This window comes from Bacillus sp. FSL K6-1338 (assembly GCF_038006965.1).
Classification (GTDB): domain Bacteria; phylum Bacillota; class Bacilli; order Bacillales; family Bacillaceae_G; genus Bacillus_A; species Bacillus_A thuringiensis_S.
On record NZ_JBBOWI010000001.1, the window covers coordinates 4,850,165 to 4,870,195 of the forward strand.

The following is a 20,031-nucleotide window of genomic DNA, read 5'->3' on the forward strand; positions in this document are numbered from 1 at the left end:
TGTATTTAATAGCCTCCCCCCAAGAATAATATTACAATTTTGTGAATTTAATCTATTAATCGTAACGTTAGGATTTAATTATATTTATATTATTTTAAAATATAATTTACTCTGTAAAAACACTATTTTATCTATTTTATTATTTTCTTAATATAACTTTAATCCTTGCATACAAAAAGCATTGGCATAGGCCAATGCTTTTATTTACCTTTTATATTGATTCGGTTTATGCGGTTCATTTGGAGTATATGGCTTATTTGGTTTATTTGGAGCCTCAGCCTTTTTCCAACTTACCGCTAACTCAGGGCTCGTTTTCTCTTCACTACGCTCAAGTAATACTACTGCATTTTGAATAGTCGGTGTACCTTTATGCGCAATCCCTTGTAATTTCGTTAAATTTCCTGATACTTTAAAGCTAAATCCACCAGCTGGTGTTTGTTTCGGAATTAAAATGCGGAACTTCTCTCCTACATTAAATTCTGTTTTTGTTTCGCCTTTTTCATTTGCAAACTTCACGCCCGCTGGTGCACCTGTTGCTTGCACTTTATACGTTCCGCTTTTTGCATTTGTTTCTACTGTATATAAACCTGTTTCAAAGAAATCATTTTTTAATACTGCTTCTTGTTCTTCTGTAGGAGTTACACTCATCGTAATTTCTTGTAACTCTTCACTAGCGTTTGCTTTTGCAACGATGTCTTTCGTTACTTTCTCTACATTTTTATTGCGGAAATCTAAATCATTAACATCAATTTGTTTTAACGCATTCCACACTGCCAGTTGCGTTGCGTAATGCGCCTCTCTCCAATCAGATACCCCTAATTCTTGTGGGCTCTTTTGTGGATATCCATTCAACAGTACACGGTACACGTTAATATCTACTTTACCCATTTCTGGTAAGTCTTGACCGCTCGGAGATTTTAAGTCTACATTTAAGCAAAATGCAATTTTTCCATCTGCCGTTTTAATAAGTTCTGTTCGGATTGGTTTCTTCTTTGACCTACTATAACTCCAATCCATTTCATACTTTGTATGGTCCATAACCTCTGCGAATGCTTTTTGAAGTGGGAATAATACAAATAAGACACTTAAAAACATAGCTAAAAGTTTGAACGATTGCTTTATATTCATATTTACAGCCCCTTAATAACAAACTTAATACTAAGTAGTATTTAATTAGAAAATATTTTTATGCACAAAAAAAGAGTGCATAAAAGCACTCTTTTTTCTTTCTTACTTTAATCTTAGAAATCGAAGTTATCAGGATCTGGACCAACGCGGTGATTTTCGTTTAACGCATCGATTGTTTCCATGTCTTCTTTTGTTAATTCAAAGTTAAATACATCCGCGTTTGCAATAATGCGGTGTTCTTTCGTTGATTTTGGAATTGTGATTATTCCGTTTTGAAGATCCCAACGTAAAATCACTTGTGCTGTTGTTTTACCGTGTTTCTCAGCAATTGCTTGTAATGTTTCGTTATCTAATAATTGACCTTGCATAAGTGGTGACCATGCTTCCATTTGAATACCTTGTTCTTTACAGAAAGCTTGTAATTCTTTTTGTGTTAAACGAGGGTGGTATTCTACTTGGTTAATCATTGGCTTAATTTCTGCATCTTTCATTACATCTTGTAAGTGGTGAATTTGGAAGTTACTTACGCCAATTGCACGTACGCGATCTTCTTTATAAAGTGTTTCTAGCGCTCTCCACGTATCTTTATATTTTCCTTCTACAGGCCAGTGAACAAGATATAGGTCTAAATAATCTAGTTCTAATTTCTTTAAGCTCTCTTCGTATGCAGCAATTGTTTCTTCGTATCCTTGATCTGCGTTCCATACTTTTGAAGTGATAAATAATTCTTCTCTTGAAATACCAGTCGCTTCAATACCGGCACGGATTCCTTCACCTACAGCTTTTTCATTTCCGTAAATTGCAGCTGTATCGATGCTACGGTATCCTGCTTTAATCGCTGATTTTACAGCTTCTACAAGTTCTGGTCCTTCTTCTACTTTAAATACACCTAAACCGAACCAAGGCATTTCTACACCATTATTTAATACTGTTTTACTTTGTAAGTTTTTCATTTTATTTTCTCTCCTTTTATTTTACTTGATCTCTTTTTTCTAATGTCATGCTCCACGCTGTTAAAATCACAGCACCTACTACCATAATTCCGCCTACCCAAGCCGTATGAATTAATCCTAACGAGTTCGTTACAATACCGCCCAAGTAAGCACCAAGAGCAATTCCTGCGTTAAATGCTGCAATGTTAATCGCTGATGCTACATCAACAGCGCTAGGTACAAACCTCTCAGCCAAGATAACGACATACACTTGTAGCCCTGGGACATTCATAAACGCAAATAGTCCCATAAAAATAATTGTAATGAATCCAGCAACTTTAAATGGCGCTGTAAATGTTAAAACAAATAATACAATCGCTTGAATAAAGAACATGTAAAATAACGCTCGAATCGGATTATAATTTGATAATTTTCCGCCGACCATATTCCCAATCGCAATTGCAATTCCGTATACTAACAAAATAATTGTAACGGTACTTGCTTTAAATCCTGTTACTTCTTGTAATAACGGAGATAAATACGTAAATGTTACGAATGTTCCCCCGTATCCTAATGCAGTAATGATAAATACAAGTAATAGTCTTCCGTTCGTAATCAACTTAAATTGATCGTGAAATGATACAGACGTACCCTTTTTTAAGTTAGAAGGAATTAGCATACTGTTGGCGATTAAAGCAACGACTCCAATTGCCACAATAACCATAAACGATGCTCTCCAGCCAAATTGTTGACCGATAAATGTTCCAATTGGTACACCTGTAATAGTCGCAACAGTTAAACCAGTAAACATAAATGCTATTGCACTTGCACGTTTATTCTCAGGTACAAGCGCAGCCGCAATTGTAGATCCAATTGACATAAAAACCCCATGCGCAAACGCAGATACAACCCTCGCGATAAGTAGCACAGTAAAACTTGTTGCTACTGCCGCAATACCATTGCCAATAATGAAAATAATCATAATCCACATTAACAACGTCTTTCGCGACATACTAGCTGTTAATGACGTCAATACTGGAGCACCAAACGCTACTCCTAATGCATATAAAGAAACGGTTAAACCAGCTGTTGTAACCGAAACATTTAAATCTTTCGAAATAGATGGTAGTAAACCGACACTAATAAACTCGGTCGTACCAATCCCAAATGCACTAATTGCTAGTGCTAATAAAGCAAACATACTTCTTCGATTCGTCTGAACTTCTGAAGATGGTACTGTATATGAACTCAATTGAATTCCTCCTTATTACAAGAAATCCAATCATAATAGTGTGATAAAAAGGCCCTTTTATCTTCTAAAAAATATATTTTATACTTACAAATGCTATTATGAATGGTTTCATTCCTTTTTTGAAGAACGCACTTTAAAGTACGATAGGCACTAAAAAGTAACATAGTCACTTTTTGGTACCGTACTACTCACTTGCTTCTCACATGTGCTATTATGAAACATATTTAACATGATAAAAAGTACGTACTTTAAAGTGCTATAGGTACTAAAAAGTAACATTTGTATTATTAAGCTTACTTTACTCATAAAAGGAGGGTTTCATATGAAGAAATACAATATTCCTGTAGAGGCGACTTTAGAGGTTATCGGTGGAAAATGGAAGGTTGTTATCCTTTGTCATCTAACGAAAGGCACAAAAAGAACGAGTGAACTAAAACGTTTAATGCCTGGTATTACACAAAAAATGTTAACTCAGCAATTACGCGAATTAGAGGACGACGGGGTCATTCAAAGAAAAGTCTACAACCAAGTCCCGCCAAAAGTAGAATACTCCCTTACTGATTACGGTTGGTCTTTAGAATCAATTCTTGACTCTCTTTGTACTTGGGGCGAATGTCATCTTGAAAAAGAAGGTAATACATCGATGCTAATTGCAGAAGGTGAATAATAGGAAAAAAGGAAAAAACGAACATGAATTTGTTCGTTTTTTCCTTTTTTTCTATATATATATGTACATTTCTAACTAAAACAAAATATTTTATACGCTTTCATACCTTGTCAGCACTAGGTTATACACTCAATATCAAATAATTAGGAATCATTTTTATGTTAACATAGGTGCATATAGTATATAATATAGGATATATATTATATACACTTTCCGGTAGCGGAGCTTTTCCATTATGCGGACAAGCCATGTATCGGACAGTTCATAAACAATAGGTAAGAAAATGTGGTTTTAGATCTATGTCAGCTTGTTTGCTGCCATATATTTAAAGGCATTTTATTGTGTTTTGTGAAACTTTGCATAAAGTTTCGTAAACGTTTACTATCTTACTTATAAAAAATAAGAGTATTGCTATCGTAAAGGAGAATTGGAGATGCCAGAAACTATGACTCAAACAAAGCCAGAACAAGAAACTGTACAAATTTCTGCTAGCCAAGGACAACTTGATGTACTTGATCAGTTGTTAAAACCTGAGGTACAAGAATCATTAACAACACTAGTAGAACAGCTTCCAAAATTAACTGAGCTTGTTAACATTTTAACTAAGTCTTATGACTTCGCTCAAACTGTTGCTACTGATGAAGTATTAAAAAGCGACACTGTTGGTGCAATTACAGAGCTTGTAGAACCTGTAAAAGATACAGTGAAAAGCATGGCTGCAACTGCAATCGAAGCGAAAGATCGTGCTGACGAAAGTACTGAAGTTATCGGCCTATTCGGTCTATTAAAATTACTAAAAGATCCACAAGCACAAAAAATGTTCCGCTTTGTGAACGCATATCTTCAAATTAGTGCAGAACGTAACAATAAATAATTTAACTTATAACAACAATTAGTAAAGACGGGGGATATCATACTATGTCAAAACAAATTGTCATCTTAGGCGCTGGTTATGGCGGTCTTCTTGCCGCTTTAAACGTACGTAAATATTACAGCAAATCAGAAGCACAAGTTACAGTGATTAACCAATACCCAACACACCAAATCATCACTGAATTACACCGCCTAGCAGCTGGTAACGTGTCTGAGCAAGCAATTGCAATGCCACTTACAAAGCTTTTCAAAGGCAAAGATATCGATCTTAAAATCGCAACAGTTGAGTCATTCTCTGTTGATAGCAAAGAAATCAAACTAGCTGGTGGCACTACTTTATCTTACGATGCACTTGTAGTTGCTTTAGGAAGTAAAACTGCTTACTTCGGTATTCCAGGACTAGAAGAAAACAGCATGGTATTAAAATCTGCTGCTGATGCAAACAAAATCTACAAACACGTTGAAGACCGTATTCGTGAATACGCGAAAACGAAAAACGAAGCTGATGCTACAATCGTAATCGGTGGTGGCGGATTAACTGGCGTTGAGCTAGTTGGTGAGCTTGCTGACATTATGCCTAAACTTGCAAAAAGCCACGGCGTAAATCCAAAAGAAGTTAAACTTCTTCTTGTTGAAGCAGGTCCAAAAATCCTTCCAGTATTACCAGACCACTTAATCGAACGTGCAACTACTAGCCTAGAAGCACGCGGTGTTACATTCTTAACAGGTCTTCCTGTAACAAACGTTGCTGGCAATGAGATCGACTTAAAAGACGGTCAAAAACTTGTTGCTAACACATTCGTTTGGACAGGTGGCGTACAAGGTAACCCATTAATCGGTGAATCAGGTCTTGAAGTTAACCGTGGTCGTGCAACAGTTGATGCATACCTGCAATCTACTTCTCACAAAGACGTATTCGTTGCTGGAGACAGCGCTGTTGTCTTCTCTCCAGACGGTCGTCCATACCCACCAACTGCACAAATCGCTTGGCAAATGGGTGAGTTAATTGGATACAACTTATACGCAGCACTAGAAGGCAAAGCATTCGAAGAGTTCGCACCTGTAAACTCTGGAACACTTGCTAGTCTAGGACGTAAAGATGCGGTTGCTACAATTGGAGCAAGCAATACTCCACTTAAAGGCTTACCAGCATCATTAATGAAAGAAGCAAGTAACGTTCGTTACTTATCACATATTAAAGGTCTATTCAGCTTAGCTTACTAATCTGAATATAAGCCCGAATCATGCCCAGCATGGTTCGGGCTATTTTTATCCCGCATTAACGGGCAGTAAAACCTCCACCTTAAAATCCAGTGAATGCAGGGATGAAGTCGGAAGATTAACTGCCCGTAAAAGCCCGATTGGTTCAACTAATAATCAGTGGGGAGGAACAATCCCCCCACTGATTAAAGTTTCACTTTATCCGTAATTTTCTCTAACTTATATATTCGGCAGAAGAATAATATAACCCTTTTAATTATCTAAATTTACTGATTATTTTATGTCCAAATTGTGTATATGAAAGGGGTGGAAGTATTCTTCCTACTCCCACCCCTTTCACACAAACTATTCGCCTAACTTCACAAGGCTGTAGTTCTTCTTCCCTTTACGAATAATAATAAATCTTCCATCAAATGAATTTTCTACAGTAACATCCGTACCCACATCTGTTACTTTCTCACCATTCATAGAAATCGCACCATTATTAATGTCCTCGCGTGCTTGTCGTCTGGATGGTTCAATTCCTAAATCAACTAGCCACTCTACAATATTTTTTGTCTCTTTTGAAGAATGGAATGTTGGCATTTCTTTAAAACCTTGTTCAATTTCATCAGCTGTTAACGATTTAATATCTCCGCTAAATAACGCTGCTGTAATTTTCTCAGCTTGTAATAACGCCTCTTCTCCATGAACGAATTTCGTCATTTCTTCCGCTAGCACTTTTTGCGCTTCACGTTTATGAGGCTCGACTTCTACCTTCGCTGCTAATTCATCAATACGCTCTTTCTTTAAGAACGTAAAGTATTTCAAGTATTTAATTACGTCACGGTCATCTGTATTTACCCAGAACTGGTAAAATTCAAACGGTGTCGTTTTTTCAGGATCAAGCCAAACTGCACCACCTGCTGATTTACCAAACTTCGTACCGTCCGATTTTAATAATAACGGAATCGTTAATCCGAATACTTTAGCCTCATGACCTTCTAACTTACGAATTAAATCTAAACCACTCGTAATATTTCCCCATTGGTCACTACCACCAATTTGAAGTTGAACATCCTCTTTCGTGTATAAATGGTGAAAATCCATCGCTTGCAAAATTTGATATGTGAATTCTGTGAAAGAAATACCTGTATCTAAACGGCTTGCTACAATATCCTTCGCTAACATGCTATTGATGCTAAAGTTTTTCCCGTAATCACGTAAAAACTCAATAATATTTATTTCATGTGTCCAATCATAGTTATTTACCATCTTCACTTCGCTATTTCCACCAAAATCAAATAGCTTTTTCATTTGTGCTGTTAACGCATCTACATTATGCTGAACCACTTCTAACGTTTGAAGTTGACGCTCTGATTGTCGTCCACTCGGATCACCAATTGTTCCTGTTGCCCCGCCAATTAAAATAACAGGATGATGGCCAGCTAATTGGAATCTCTTCATCATCATAAACGGAATCAAATGTCCGATATGCATACTATCACCAGTTGGATCAACTCCGCAGTATAGTGAAATCTTTTTCTCTTCTACTAGCTTACGTAAGCCTTCTTCGTCAGTCTGCTGATTAACGGCGCCGCGCCATTCTAATTCATCAATAATATTCATCTTTTGTCATCCCCTTTATTTTTTAAAAACAAAAAAGCCCCTATGTCTACGATAGACATAGGGACGATTATTCACCGTGTTACCACCCAGTTTGCATAAATAGCATAGCTACTCATACCACTCTTAGCAATAATATCGATTGCTAGTCCGCTTAGCATTACCTAAGATACTCCAGAGTGTAATTCGCAAGTTTGTTTGTGCTAGGTTCCAGCAACCCCTAGCTCTCTCGTTAACAGTGACAAACTGCTACTGGGCTCTTTCAACGTATGTTATTTGTTAAATTATTAGCCATTATATTGAATTGAAAAAAAATTGTCAACAATACCCAAATATTATTTTAAAATAATTCATATCTTCATACGTATTTCGTTATTCCTTATCTTCTCCAATAATCCTTACTTCTCGCTCTAACTTCACGCCAAATTTCTCTTCAACTGTCTTTTGTACGAAGTGAATTAAATCGATGTAATCTTGTGCTGTTCCGTTATCAACATTCACCATAAATCCAGCATGTTTTAAAGAAACTTCTACTCCACCAATTCGCTTACCTTGTAGTCCTGAGTCTTGAATCAACTTACCAGCAAAGTTATTTGGTGGGCGCTTAAATACGCTACCACAAGAAGGGTATTCTAGAGGCTGTTTTGACTCACGCTTAAACGTTAAATCATCCATTTTTGCTTTAATTTCTTCACGTACACCTTCTTCAAGTTCAAATCTCGCTTCAAGAATAATGTAATGGTTGTTCGCAAATACACTCTTACGATATCCAAATTCAAATGCTTCTTTCGTCAAAGTACGTAGCTCTCCATCACCTGTCATTACGACAGCTTCTGTTAATACAAACGAAATTTCACCGCCGTATGCACCAGCATTCATATATAATGCTCCGCCAACTGAACCTGGAATACCACAAGCAAACTCAAGACCCGTTAAATTATGATCTAATGCAATGCGTGATACATCAATAATTGCTGCGCCACACTGTGCTACAATCGTCGTTCCTGTTACAGTAACACCTGTAATATGAATTAAACTTACTGTAATCCCGCGAATTCCACCATCTTTAATAATGACATTCGATCCATTTCCTAAAAACGTAACTGGAATATTATATTCGTTCGCATATTTGATAACTTCTTGAATTTCATCATAATTTGTAGGCGCAACGAAAACATCTGCTTTTCCGCCAACTTTAATATGCGTATGATTCTTTAACATTTCATCTTGTTTAACATGTCCTTCAGGCAATACCGTACTTAAATATTTATAAACCTCTTGCATATTCATTTTACGATTCCTCTATTTCTATATTCATTTTATCCCGTTATACGGGCCCATAATATCCCCACGTACATGAAAGAACCTAAAGTGGTGGATACAGTGTACCCAAAATCAATTCGAGACACCTATAAACCTCTTAATTTATAAGAGGTGCCACTCATATTAAAATATATATTGCATAATAAAGCAACCCAAATGGACTACTAAACTTGACATGTCATCAGAAAGACAACAATTTGTAAAATATGTGACTTTTTCAAAACACTATCCCTCAGTATCTTACTATACCATACAAAAAGAAAGTGGTATTTTTTTGTACTTTTTACTTTATTTACATCAATGAAAAAAGAGCACATTCCACAGAATGTGCTCTTTCTATACTCATTAAATTATTTTTCGTTCTCTTCTTTTTCCTTATCAAACCATAATAGCTCATCGTCATCAACTTCACCATTATAATTGATTAAAATTTCTTCTCCCGCTTTTATATCCTTATACGCGAAGAAGTTAAAAGTATGATTCTCGAAGACAATTTCATACGTTGCATTCGGATTATATGCATGATTAAATAACATGCCGTATCCTAACAGGAATGCCGTATGATTTACCCCATACTCAAATGCGTAGTCAGCAAGTAACGTTTTTTCAATGTGTTCATGCTGTTCATTCGGATAAGAGATAACTGGTGCTGAGTGAATCAACTCACCCTTTTTAATATCACGAGTTGCAAATACACCTCTATTAAATTCTCCATCACTAAGTTCAGAAGTCTTAACTTCAATCATATTCGTCACCTATATAATTCTTTCTTTGAAGTATTTTATCCCGCTATTTGCGAGGTTCAACTAATAATCAGTAGGTATTAGTCTCACTTTATCTCCTTAAGCTTGGCAGAAAACACGCAGAAAAGCAATTAAATTACTATCAAGTATTCATTTAAATGAAAAAAGAGCACACATGGTGTGCCCTTTTCAAGAAATATTACTTTTCTAGAATATCTTCTAGCAACTTCACTTGCTCGCTAACAGTATGTAACGTCTTCACCGATATATCATTTCGATGTTTTTCTTCTTCCACACTCGCTAGCACTTCTTCTGTAGCTGTAGAAGTTTGCTGAATTACGTTAGAAGCATGCGTAACATCCTTTACAATATTCGTCGTTTTAACTTGGAAACTTTCTTGATGAATAACAACCTCTCGCATTACTTTATTAATCGCATCAATAAACTTCCCTAAATCAGTTACGTTTGTTAAAACGCTTGCTAACATTTCGTTACACTCTTCTTGTACTCTTTCTGACTTCTCTACCTGCACTTCTACCTTACTTGCTTGATTACTAAACTCCTTCAAAATCCCCTGAATTCTTCCCGCAGAACGATTTGATTCTTCAGCAAGCTTTAACACTTCACTCGCTACAATAGCAAAACCTTTTCCATGCTCACCTGCCCTCGCAGCTTCAATATTTGCATTTAAAGCTAGCAAACTCGTCTGACTTGAAATATTCGTTATTACATCTACAATTTCATTAATTTGTTTCGATTGCATCATTAAATCTCTAAATATAATTCCAGACTGTGAAACAACATCATTTAAACTTCTCATGTTAGCTTCAAAATTTCTTAAAGTATGTACACTACCTTTTGAAATGTCTAAACTTTCATCCACACGAGCCGATGCAGTTCTTACTTGAGAGATGATTTGTTCAATATTTCCCTCCATATCATTCAATACCTCTACCGAACGATACATCATCTCTGATTGTGATTGCGTACCAACTGCTACCTCTTCAAAGGCAAAATTAATTTCACTCATCGATTCCATCGACGTGTTCATATTTTGCCTTAAATGATTGAAATTACTATCTAGTTTCACAACTGTTTCTTCAATAAGCCTTTGCGTCTCTTCTAGCTCCTGAGCTTTTCTCATTACTTCTTGCTTCTCATCACTTAAATGAAGGAGCAGATTAGAACCGATTTTCGTGACGCCCCACATAGCAATTGTTACAATCGCTAACAAACTTGCAAAATTAGCAGCTTCAGACGAGGCTGTATAAGCAAAAAATTGCTTCGGCCAATAGCTACAAAGAATAAATGTGATCACAACAGCTACCCCGCCAAGAATTAAAATGAGGCGCTCACTTAAGTAAATAAGTGAAACAGCTAATGTAAAATAAACCATTTGAAATACAGCCGGGCTTTCATTAAAAGCTTGTACCATGATGTAAGACATGGTAAGCAACATAAATGTCATGATATATTTATACGCTGATTCCATATTTTTTATAAAAGTAAAAAGCGTTCCAAATGCAACGACAGAAATACCACAAATCCAAAACGCTATTGCTCTCTCTGTAAAAATATATCCATAATACCCAATCGCGATTATCCCAAGGCAGAAACTACAAATCGTTATAAACAGTAATAAATGATTTTTCTGTGATTCTTTCTCAAGGTTAGAAAAACAAGTCCTCTTTAACCACTCCATATGAAGCCCCACCTTCTACTTATACATATCAATTACTTCAGTTTAAATACCGCACTCACTGGGTTATGATCGCTATTTTCAAACTTTAAATCTTTCCCTTGTACATTTACAATCTCTACATTCGGTGAAACGATAAAGCCATCAATAATAGTGACGAAATTTTCACCTTCGACATATTTCTTTACATCATCTCTCACAGTCATAACAGACGGATCTACAGCCCACTTAAAGCCACCGTCCGTAAAATCCTTCGGTAACTCTACTAACCACTCAGGACGCTCTTTCACAAACTTCGGATCACTTAATTGAGCGTTCGAAACTAATTGATTCCAATCTCCGCCCATTATTACGTAATCACCATTTTCATAATGCTTGTTCATATATTCTTTTAAATACTCTACTTGCTGTTTTCTAATTTTCCCGCCTTCATCATAAGCAGACAAATGTAGATTTACGAGTCTAACATGTTTCCCATTATTAACAGGAATTTTATATTCCACAATTGCTCGATCTAAATCAAACAAACGCTTTGGCCAAGGCTCCATTCCAGGCAGCTGGAACCTCTTCGCTTCTTGAACAGTGTATTTAGAAAACGTACTTAATCCAGCCTCCGCATATCCCATTGGATTTGTTATTGGCACTGGAACCCATTTCGTATCGTAGTTCTTGCCAAATGACGAAACATAATCAGGTAATCCTTTTTTCAAAAATTCATGTCCATTTACATCAAATGAACGAAGTGACTTTATATCAACTTCTTGTAATAGCGCAAAATCACTATTCTCATTTTGTAAAAACGAAAGCATATTCTTTAAATTAATTTCCGTTTGCTCTTTACTACTTGAACCAGATCCCTTTCCACCATCCATAAAGAAATCTTGATCCTTATCTAACCCAGCATATCCAATATTAAATGTTGTAACTTTAAATTCATTTCCAGTCGCTAATACGCGCTCCTTATTATTCTCCACCTTCAAGCTTATAACATCAGCAGGCTGTTCTTTAGTAAGTGTCATATACGCTAGAAATCCTCCTACAATGCCCGCTAATACTAAAACACATATAAATACGATTTTTAAAAATTTCTTCAAATAAATGACTCCTTTTCACGCGAATTTATTTTTCTTTATTTTCAGTCAAATAAAATAAAACGACACACATAAGAAACATTTTATCATAATTAAAACTGTATATCACTATATTTAGTTGATAAGTAATCGATCTCATTTTAATTACTAAAAAACCTTCAGACATCAAAAAAAGAAAAGTTACACCCACCTCCTCACTAGAAATTAAACGGTATATTTAGTACACTATATGTAATAATCAGAGGCGATGGAGTTCGCCATAACTGCTGCTTAGCTAATGACTCCTACCAGTATAACTACTGGTAGGAGTCTATTTTTTTGAGCAAGCTATTTAAAGAGGTGAAGAAATTGATTTATATTATCGTTGGCATAGCCGGTATATTAGGAGCCCTTTCTCGCTATTATTTAGGTCTTACTATTCATACTTCATGGAATCATTCATTTCCGCTAGCTACATTGCTCATCAACTTACTCGGCTGCTTCCTATTAGCGTGGCTAACTACCTATATCGCTCGGCGAAACATCTTACCATTAGAAATTATCACAGGCATTGGGACTGGATTCATTGGTTCCTTTACGACGTTTTCAACATTTAGTGTAGAAACTGTGCAACTAATCAATCATTCTGAATGGGATACGGCTTTCTTATATGTATCATGCAGCATACTTGGTGGTCTCATTATGTCTGGTCTTGGCTATACACTAGGTGATTTCTTAATTAAGAAACATCTTACGGAAGGTGATCACTTATGATAGAAGCTTTATTAGTGGCAACAGGTGGATTTTTCGGCGCGATTACACGATTTGCAATTAGCAATTGGTTTAAGAAAAGAAATAAAACACAATTTCCAATTGCTACATTCCTTATTAATATAACAGGGGCATTTTTACTTGGATATATAATTGGCAACGGAGTCACTACAGGCTGGCAACTATTATTAGGTACTGGATTTATGGGCGCATTCACTACATTTTCTACGCTTAAATTAGAATCTGTTCAGCTTCTCAATCGTAAAAAACTGTACATCTTCCTTTTATATTTAAGTGCTACTTACATAATTGGTATCGCCTTTGCCTTCCTTGGAATGAAGCTAGGCGGAATATAAAAAAAAGCGACTCTAACCAGTCGCTTTCTTTCATAAGAAGTATGTCCCGCCATATGGAATGGAAAATAAACCAGCTGGATGTACATCGTAATGTACAATTTGCATCGGAAGTTGTGAATACGGCATATACTGACTTTGCATCATTTGTGCAAAATATGCTTGTTGTTGCATTTGAATAGCCTGATTCACAGCATGAATTGTCCCTTGTGCCCCAGCCAGCGTAATAGCTGCTCCTACTTGTCTACCATTATAAAAATAATGATTCATCATGATTCATCTCACTTATTCTTTTTCTTCCATATGGTATGTTTCTATTTCATAGTGAGTGTTTTGTCCCTATTGGTAGCTCCTATCTATTGCCCTTTTTCAGCTTTGAAGTAATAAATCCAAATAGTAATACACCAATACCACTAAGGAACAATACATAACTTATCGGTACTAGGAAAAAGAAAGGTTCTTCAAGGAATCCATCCGCTCCTATTTTACTGTTTGAAGCATGTATAGTTAAAGAAATAATCGCTAAAATCATTAAAGAAATAGCTACTACGTATTTATTTTTCATTTCACATTCTCCTCTACTCATGTAATTCTCCTTAGATCGTTAACATCATATTATCTAAAACAACATTAACAGTCAATAAATATTTATTGTTTAACAATAAATATTTATTAACTAAACTAATAACAAAAAGGTTTACGAAGCATCTTAAATCACTTCGCAAACCTTCTAAATCATAAATATTTACACTTCAAACCTCTTGCTTAATACAACATACATTGCGCAAAATAGCACGAATATCCCAGCATAAATTAATAAAATCTCTACACTAAACATATCCGACAATGGACCAAATATTATTATTCCTAAAGGAAGCGCGCATGAATTCGCAATTTGTACAAGGCTAAACATCCGCCCGTGCATCGATGGTTCTACTTTCTCCTGCAATAACACAGTAACTGGTGTATTGAAGCACGGCATTGTTATACCAATTAAAAAATTAAATACTAAATACATAGTAAATATCGGTGCTATTCCGAGTCCAATCATAAGCAGTCCATATAATGCACAAGCTAGCGCTGTTGTATGCATACGATTAGGAAAACCACCCCACGCCGCAATCAATACGCCACCAGCTGCCGCACCCGCACTAAAGGTCATCTCACTCGCAGTAAGTCTCCACATTTCGGCCCCGAAAGAACGAGTTACCATTAAAGGCGTTAAAAAAGCAGCTGGACTTATTAAAATCATGACGATAATCAATAAAAGGATTAGCCTTTTAATAAATACATTTTCTTTTAAATAAGAGAACCCTTCTTTAATTCCTTGTAGATTAGATTTTTGCTTACTCTCTACATTCACATGTCCTTCGACCTGAATAACAAACATAATACTAATTCCAAACATGGCTGTAATAACATCAATAAAAAATGTTGTTTCAATGCTGGCAATAGAAAGAATCGCAGCACTTACTGCTGGAGAAAGAAACATAATTAAAGATGTAATACTGCTATTTATTCCATTTACTTTCATAAGATACTCTTTCGGAACGATTTGCGGAATTAATGCATTCACAGCTGGCGTTTGTACTCCTGTTCCAGCTGAACGAATGAGTAACACAATAAAAAGTAACCAAATACTTTTATATCCTGTTAAAAATAAACTTGCTAAAACTAACGTCGCAATCGCTATAACCCCATCCGATAACATAATCATCTTTTTACGGTCATAACGATCAATCCAAACACCTGCAAACAAAGATATCGCAATTTGTGGTAGAAAACCGCAAACAGTTGAAATAGTCAACATCACTCCTGATGATGTTGTAAGGGTGATATACCATATAATCGCGTATTGCACGAGAGAGGAACCGAACAACGAAATAGTTTGAGCGGTCAAAAATAATATAATTTTCGTTTTCCAATTGTTTTCACTCATATGTTTCACACCCCCTTAACTAATCCTGTCTCTATATCAAAGATGCTATCTGCCCAATCAAGATAAAAACTTGCTTCGTGAGATACGAGTATAATGCTGCCCTTAAACTGAATTAGCGCCTTTTGCAAAGCTTCCTTCGCTTCTGCATCTAAATGATTTGTCGGCTCATCTAAAATTAAGAAGTTACAAGGTGATAGTAATAATCCGCACAGTTTCACCTTCGATTGTTCACCACCACTTAACGTCCGAATTTCTTGCGAAACGTGCGTATCCTTCACACCACACGCAGCTAAATGATGGCGTATTTCCTTCATATTCAGTTTAGGAAACTGTTCTGAAATAATTTGAAGCGGCGTTAAAGAATCATTGCTCCAATTTAAATCTTGCTCATAATATCCAATCTTTATTTGCTCTGAAAAGTGAAACTCTCCAGAAATGCTAGCAATATTTCCAACGATTGTTTTTAATAAAGTAGATTTCCCTACTCCATTGAAACCTGTAATAACAAGTTTTTGCCCACCCATTACTGAAAAATTTAACTTTGGTAAGAGAGCGAAATCGTAACCAACTTCAAGGTTATTTACTTCAAGAACTGTCTGAACTGAAATGGGAAGTTCCTGAAAATGAATAGACGGTTTATGAGTAAAACTTGGTGGCGCAATTCTTTCCATACGCTCCAATTGTTTTCTACGACCTTGCGCTATTTTTGAATTCACCCCAGCAATATTTCTACGAATATACTCTTCCGTTTTTTCAATTTTCTTTCGCTGTGCATAATATTGGCGAATATAATCTTTTCGCAAATGCTCCTTTTGTCTTACAAAATCTGAGTATTTTCCGTAATACTTCTTAACCGTTCCGAACTCTACATCACATATGCAAGAAGTTACCTTTTCCAGAAAATCAAAATCATGTGATACGACAATAAACGCTCCTTCAAAATTCATTAAATAATTAGCAAGCCACTCCACATGCTCCTTATCGAGAAAATTCGTCGGTTCATCTAGTAATAAAATAGTAGGCTCTTCTAATAAAAGCTTTGCTAAAATTACCTTTGCACGCTGCCCTCCGCTTAATTCACCAATAACACGATCCATCCCAATCGCATCAATACCTAAACCGGCTGCCACCTTATTTATTACGCTGTCTACTGAATAAAAATCACGAGCCTCAAGCTGTTCTTGTATTTCAGCTGCTTTCAATAGTTGATTCTCATCTCCAGTCATCGCACTTTCTTCATATAACTTGTTCATTCTCTTTTCCATTTCATACAAATCATAAAAGGCTCTCTTTACATATTGTGAAATGGTATAACCCTCATCAATTTCTGCGTATTGATCAAGATGTCCAATTTGAATATTGGGTTGCCACTTTATGTCTCCCTTATCAGAAATAATTTCTCCCACCAATATTTTCATTAATGTGCTTTTCCCTGCACCATTCTGTCCAACAATTCCCATATGCTCGCCTTTATGCAAATCAAAAGAAGCATTTTCGTATAATACTTTATCAATAAAACTATGTGATAAACTTTCAACTTTAAGTAAACTCATTTTTATTCCTCTTTCCTGAAATTAAAAAAAGCAGAGAGATAGCATCATTCGACACTAGCCCTCTGCTTCGTGGTTTTTCCCATACTACTCCAATTTACAGTAAAAGCTCATCGGAATAATATACACAAAGGGCCATAGACAAAGCATTGTCTATGGCCCCTTAATCTATTTTATACATCAACTGAAAAACCATAACCAAATAAGCATAGATAAACTATACTTTTTTAGAAAAGTTATTCAGTCGATGAATATAGGGATTTATGCCCCTTGATTAAGCTCCGTACAACGCTTCACCGTATACATTTGTGCGGAGCAAAGTTTTCTAATGAGTTTTACAAATTTTATATAAAGCATGTTCTGCACCTTCCTTAATACTTAAAAGGGATTTTAGCATATGGTTTTACGAAGCGTCAACATTACTTCCGAATCTTTCAACTACTTGCTTTCAAAATATTGCTTCTGAAACATACACATTCTTATCGCATTATGATAGTTACCATCAACGAAAAACTCATCGATAAGCTCACCTTCTACCATAAATCCAACTTTTTTATAAACATGGACTGCTTTCTCATTTTCCTTATCCACAACTAAATATATCTTATGCATATTTAATACAGCGAAAGCATAATCCATCGCTAAACGCGTCGCCTCTGCTGCATAACCATATCCTTGATAATTTGGATCAATAATAATTTGGAATTCTGTTCTACGATGAATATAATCGATTTCTACTAACTCAACTAATCCAACCATCTCATTGTCTTTCTCAACGATAAATCGGCGTTCGCTTTGATCATGTATATGTTTATCGTATAAGTCTTGCAGCTCCACAAATGCCTCATACGGCTCTTCAAACCAATACGACATAATATGGGCATTATTATTCAGTTCGTGTACAAACTTTAAATCTTCTCGTTCTAATGGACGTAACTTCAATTCCTGATTCATTCCTATAACCTCCAAGTAAAAGAAACCTCTTCACTTAATTTCTCAATTTTTTTCGATTTCAAACGCCCTAATTTCATTGTAAACTTTCAAGCAACTTGAAGGTCAAGATGTAAAAAAGTAGTGCAAACTTACGTCTGCACTACTACTCTTTTCTCAAATCTCTCATATTCGATATGTATAAAGCAATAACTAAAACAAGAATTGCTCCTGCGTATAATAACGTCTCCATCGGTTCCTCATGAGACACAATAATCAACCGAATTAAAGCCGTAATTCCGATATAAATAAAATAACGTAACGGGAAATGATAATTCGATTTAAAATACTTAATAATTAATGCAATGAACTCGAAGTATAAGAAATAGACGATGATACTTTCAACCAATTTATAAGACGTATACTCTTTTGACGAAAAAATATACTGCACAAACGTGATCGTCTCATTCACTAAGAAAATCGATAACACAATGGATAATATAATTAAAGCTATATTTAATATCCATTGCAAAATACTAGCTATAACATGATCGATATTAAACGACTTCATTTTATCTTTAAACTCCCCTTCGTATGAGTACTTATTTATTATAGCAAAATTACGATTGGAAAGAAGTTAAATCATATATTCGTCCTTTGTTGTTGCCAGTATAGGCCAGATTTAGTGTGTGGAGAATTCTGTTTACAACCATACCTGACGAAACATGGAGAAACTCTTTCAAATTACCGTTCGTACATGTCGTACTAATGAGCAATGCATAATCTCGTATAGCACCCTCATGTGCCACTTTTGAAAAATCTTTACAACTTGTACAACGCCACCCCTTCTTAACTTTAACCATTGGAATAACTAAGCATTTCTCACATTGTACTCCATTTAGCAACTCCTCTTTTTCTATTTTATATTGCTCAAGTATATTTTGTTGAAGTGGAGAATGCTCCGCTATTATTTGATGAATGAGCCTATCTACATTATCTATAACTTTTTTCTTATATTTACTTTCAAACCACTTTATTTTATGAGGTAGATTTGCACTATGAATAATTGTATGAAGAAGATTGTCATCTGAAGATTTTATAATGGTACGAGGCGAGCTAATAACAACGAGGGACTCGATTGGAAGACTAGAAGAAAATCCATGTAAGCTTAACCATTTTTTAAGTTGTATTTCCTGCCTTTTTATTTGTAAAACAGGGTCTGGAAATCCCTCTGAATTTCCTTCTGTTATTCGGATAAGTTGATTAAACTTTGTATCAAATATTAATGTACCTGCTATATTTTTTATCTCAAGAAACAGAAGAAACTTTGTGGAAATGATAATAGTATCAATTTGAAAGTATTGATCATGATTAGATAAGCGAACATCATGTAAAACACTGTACTCTTTCTCAGAAATAAAACTAAGTGGATAATCAATCGCTTGCTCCCCTTTATACCCCGCCATGTGTTTTGCCAAGTTTTCTCCAATTATATTTCGTTTCGGATGATGTACAGGTAACCTTCTAAGAAGCGCTTCTAACTGTCTTATATAAATCGGTATTTTTCTTTCTTTCACAATCACCTCAAACACCCCTTTACAAATATATCAACGATTTTTTCAATATATCTATCACAACTAGCAATATATCAACGATTTTTCCAATATATCTATCATAACTCACAATATATCAACGATTTTTCTAATATATCGATCGGTCGACAATATCCGACACTACCTCACTTCAATCACTCACAGCATATCCTAGAAAAACATCTTCAGCAAAAACTTAAAATCGCATTTCCTCATAAAAAAAACCATAACCCGATCCTCCAGCAAAGTTATGGTTTTTATCCTACAACGCCACTCTACCTATAACTTTGCCGTGAATTCCACAAAATCCATTTGTGCCTATACCAACTTTCACCTTTTTCATAATGAAACTATATACGTTAAAATCGTTTCATAACGCTATT

20 protein-coding genes, 1 riboswitch and 1 other annotated feature are annotated in these 20,031 nt (G+C 35.5%); of the genes, 5 read left to right on the forward strand and 15 right to left on the reverse strand.

Going from position 1 to position 20,031, the window contains the following annotated elements:
• Nucleotides 1-204 precede the first annotated feature (204 nt).
• From NZ044_RS25065 to NZ044_RS25075, 3 genes are all read right to left on the reverse strand, one after another.
• A complete protein-coding gene (locus NZ044_RS25065) occupies nt 205-1,128 on the reverse strand; it encodes a thioester domain-containing protein (protein ID WP_001022528.1) in 924 nt (307 codons plus the stop codon).
• Between the two features lie 113 nt (nt 1,129-1,241).
• Nucleotides 1,242-2,081, reverse strand: a complete 840-nt coding sequence (locus NZ044_RS25070; protein ID WP_000793558.1) for an aldo/keto reductase — start codon at nt 2,079-2,081, stop codon at nt 1,242-1,244.
• 16 nt (nt 2,082-2,097) lie between these two features.
• Complete coding sequence (locus NZ044_RS25075; RefSeq protein ID WP_164852167.1) at nt 2,098-3,261, reverse strand: MFS transporter; 1,164 nt, start codon at nt 3,259-3,261, stop codon at nt 2,098-2,100.
• Nucleotides 3,262-3,634: 373 nt separating this feature from the next.
• Here NZ044_RS25075 and NZ044_RS25080 point away from each other — a divergent pair, with 373 nt between their 5' ends.
• The 3 genes from NZ044_RS25080 to NZ044_RS25090 all read left to right on the forward strand — a co-directional run bounded on the left by NZ044_RS25080 (nt 3,635) and on the right by NZ044_RS25090 (nt 6,076).
• Nucleotides 3,635-3,979 carry a winged helix-turn-helix transcriptional regulator gene (locus NZ044_RS25080; RefSeq protein WP_000760473.1) on the forward strand — a complete coding sequence of 115 codons (345 nt, stop codon included), beginning with the start codon at nt 3,635-3,637 and terminating at the stop codon, nt 3,977-3,979.
• Nucleotides 3,980-4,412: 433 nt separating this feature from the next.
• Complete coding sequence (locus tag NZ044_RS25085; protein WP_001115310.1) at nt 4,413-4,853, forward strand: DUF1641 domain-containing protein; 441 nt, start codon at nt 4,413-4,415, stop codon at nt 4,851-4,853.
• A gap of 44 nt (nt 4,854-4,897) precedes the next feature.
• A complete protein-coding gene (locus NZ044_RS25090; protein ID WP_000043199.1) occupies nt 4,898-6,076 on the forward strand; it encodes an NAD(P)/FAD-dependent oxidoreductase in 1,179 nt (392 codons plus the stop codon).
• Nucleotides 6,077-6,418: 342 nt separating this feature from the next.
• Here NZ044_RS25090 and tyrS read toward each other — a convergent pair whose 3' ends face one another.
• The 5 genes from tyrS to NZ044_RS25115 all read right to left on the reverse strand — a co-directional run bounded on the left by tyrS (nt 6,419) and on the right by NZ044_RS25115 (nt 12,537).
• Complete coding sequence (gene tyrS, locus NZ044_RS25095) at nt 6,419-7,681, reverse strand: tyrosine--tRNA ligase (protein WP_001021089.1); 1,263 nt, start codon at nt 7,679-7,681, stop codon at nt 6,419-6,421.
• A 56-nt stretch (nt 7,682-7,737) separates the two neighbouring features.
• Nucleotides 7,738-7,953 (reverse strand) — a binding site (T-box leader).
• Nucleotides 7,954-8,050: 97 nt separating this feature from the next.
• On the reverse strand, nt 8,051-8,968 hold the full coding sequence (gene murB / locus NZ044_RS25100; protein WP_001057103.1) for a UDP-N-acetylmuramate dehydrogenase: 918 nt from the start codon (nt 8,966-8,968) through the stop codon (nt 8,051-8,053).
• A gap of 383 nt (nt 8,969-9,351) precedes the next feature.
• Nucleotides 9,352-9,747, reverse strand: coding sequence for an SET domain-containing protein (locus NZ044_RS25105; protein ID WP_000573651.1), 396 nt, complete (start codon nt 9,745-9,747; stop codon nt 9,352-9,354).
• Nucleotides 9,748-9,943: 196 nt separating this feature from the next.
• Complete coding sequence (locus NZ044_RS25110) at nt 9,944-11,446, reverse strand: DUF4077 domain-containing protein (protein ID WP_000455070.1); 1,503 nt, start codon at nt 11,444-11,446, stop codon at nt 9,944-9,946.
• Between the two features lie 32 nt (nt 11,447-11,478).
• On the reverse strand, nt 11,479-12,537 hold the full coding sequence (locus tag NZ044_RS25115; protein WP_000714043.1) for an endonuclease/exonuclease/phosphatase family protein: 1,059 nt from the start codon (nt 12,535-12,537) through the stop codon (nt 11,479-11,481).
• Nucleotides 12,538-12,768: 231 nt separating this feature from the next.
• A riboswitch (Fluoride riboswitch) is annotated at nt 12,769-12,828 on the forward strand.
• 54 nt (nt 12,829-12,882) lie between these two features.
• On the opposite strand from NZ044_RS25115, the gene crcB (NZ044_RS25120) reads away from it, so the two are divergent.
• Nucleotides 12,883-13,287: a fluoride efflux transporter CrcB gene (crcB, locus tag NZ044_RS25120; RefSeq protein ID WP_000639338.1), complete on the forward strand. Its 405-nt coding sequence runs from the start codon at nt 12,883-12,885 to the stop codon at nt 13,285-13,287.
• Complete coding sequence (gene crcB / locus NZ044_RS25125) at nt 13,284-13,640, forward strand: fluoride efflux transporter CrcB (RefSeq protein WP_000568584.1); 357 nt, start codon at nt 13,284-13,286, stop codon at nt 13,638-13,640. The genes crcB (NZ044_RS25120) and crcB (NZ044_RS25125) overlap by 4 nt, the downstream gene beginning before the upstream one ends.
• 30 nt (nt 13,641-13,670) lie before the next feature.
• Here crcB (NZ044_RS25125) and NZ044_RS25130 read toward each other — a convergent pair whose 3' ends face one another.
• The 7 genes from NZ044_RS25130 to NZ044_RS25160 all read right to left on the reverse strand — a co-directional run bounded on the left by NZ044_RS25130 (nt 13,671) and on the right by NZ044_RS25160 (nt 19,633).
• Complete coding sequence (locus NZ044_RS25130) at nt 13,671-13,910, reverse strand: DUF3947 family protein (RefSeq protein WP_000980956.1); 240 nt, start codon at nt 13,908-13,910, stop codon at nt 13,671-13,673.
• A 79-nt stretch (nt 13,911-13,989) separates the two neighbouring features.
• Nucleotides 13,990-14,223 (reverse strand): DUF3955 domain-containing protein, encoded by a 234-nt coding sequence (locus NZ044_RS25135; RefSeq protein WP_000086300.1) that lies wholly within the window; start codon nt 14,221-14,223, stop codon nt 13,990-13,992.
• A 159-nt stretch (nt 14,224-14,382) separates the two neighbouring features.
• Nucleotides 14,383-15,576, reverse strand: coding sequence for an MFS transporter (locus tag NZ044_RS25140; RefSeq protein WP_118961885.1), 1,194 nt, complete (start codon nt 15,574-15,576; stop codon nt 14,383-14,385).
• Between the two features lie 5 nt (nt 15,577-15,581).
• On the reverse strand, nt 15,582-17,129 hold the full coding sequence (locus NZ044_RS25145; protein ID WP_044783103.1) for an ABC-F family ATP-binding cassette domain-containing protein: 1,548 nt from the start codon (nt 17,127-17,129) through the stop codon (nt 15,582-15,584).
• A gap of 435 nt (nt 17,130-17,564) precedes the next feature.
• Nucleotides 17,565-18,080, reverse strand: a complete 516-nt coding sequence (gene speG, locus NZ044_RS25150; protein ID WP_061666149.1) for a spermidine N1-acetyltransferase — start codon at nt 18,078-18,080, stop codon at nt 17,565-17,567.
• A gap of 142 nt (nt 18,081-18,222) precedes the next feature.
• Entirely contained in the window at nt 18,223-18,627 is a 405-nt protein-coding gene (gene psiE, locus NZ044_RS25155) for a phosphate-starvation-inducible protein PsiE (protein WP_000834707.1), read from the reverse strand.
• A 49-nt stretch (nt 18,628-18,676) separates the two neighbouring features.
• Nucleotides 18,677-19,633: a nuclease-related domain-containing protein gene (locus NZ044_RS25160; RefSeq protein WP_002181000.1), complete on the reverse strand. Its 957-nt coding sequence runs from the start codon at nt 19,631-19,633 to the stop codon at nt 18,677-18,679.
• Nucleotides 19,634-20,031: the final 398 nt, after the last annotated feature.

Coding starts and splice junctions, on each gene's coding strand:
- psiE (WP_000834707.1), bottom strand. CDS start 18,627: ATGAAGTCGTTTAATATCGATCATGTTATAGCTAGTATTTTGCAATGG.
- NZ044_RS25065 (WP_001022528.1), bottom strand. CDS start 1,128: ATGAATATAAAGCAATCGTTCAAACTTTTAGCTATGTTTTTAAGTGTC.
- tyrS (WP_001021089.1), bottom strand. CDS start 7,681: ATGAATATTATTGATGAATTAGAATGGCGCGGCGCCGTTAATCAGCAG.
- NZ044_RS25110 (WP_000455070.1), bottom strand. CDS start 11,446: ATGGAGTGGTTAAAGAGGACTTGTTTTTCTAACCTTGAGAAAGAATCA.
- NZ044_RS25145 (WP_044783103.1), bottom strand. CDS start 17,129: ATGAGTTTACTTAAAGTTGAAAGTTTATCACATAGTTTTATTGATAAA.
- murB (WP_001057103.1), bottom strand. CDS start 8,968: ATGAATATGCAAGAGGTTTATAAATATTTAAGTACGGTATTGCCTGAA.
- NZ044_RS25140 (WP_118961885.1), bottom strand. CDS start 15,576: ATGAGTGAAAACAATTGGAAAACGAAAATTATATTATTTTTGACCGCT.
- speG (WP_061666149.1), bottom strand. CDS start 18,080: ATGAATCAGGAATTGAAGTTACGTCCATTAGAACGAGAAGATTTAAAG.
- NZ044_RS25105 (WP_000573651.1), bottom strand. CDS start 9,747: ATGATTGAAGTTAAGACTTCTGAACTTAGTGATGGAGAATTTAATAGA.
- NZ044_RS25075 (WP_164852167.1), bottom strand. CDS start 3,261: ATGTTTGCTTTATTAGCACTAGCAATTAGTGCATTTGGGATTGGTACG.
- NZ044_RS25130 (WP_000980956.1), bottom strand. CDS start 13,910: ATGATGAATCATTATTTTTATAATGGTAGACAAGTAGGAGCAGCTATT.
- NZ044_RS25085 (WP_001115310.1), top strand. CDS start 4,413: ATGCCAGAAACTATGACTCAAACAAAGCCAGAACAAGAAACTGTACAA.
- NZ044_RS25090 (WP_000043199.1), top strand. CDS start 4,898: ATGTCAAAACAAATTGTCATCTTAGGCGCTGGTTATGGCGGTCTTCTT.
- NZ044_RS25135 (WP_000086300.1), bottom strand. CDS start 14,223: ATGAGTAGAGGAGAATGTGAAATGAAAAATAAATACGTAGTAGCTATT.
- NZ044_RS25080 (WP_000760473.1), top strand. CDS start 3,635: ATGAAGAAATACAATATTCCTGTAGAGGCGACTTTAGAGGTTATCGGT.
- NZ044_RS25070 (WP_000793558.1), bottom strand. CDS start 2,081: ATGAAAAACTTACAAAGTAAAACAGTATTAAATAATGGTGTAGAAATG.
- crcB (WP_000568584.1), top strand. CDS start 13,284: ATGATAGAAGCTTTATTAGTGGCAACAGGTGGATTTTTCGGCGCGATT.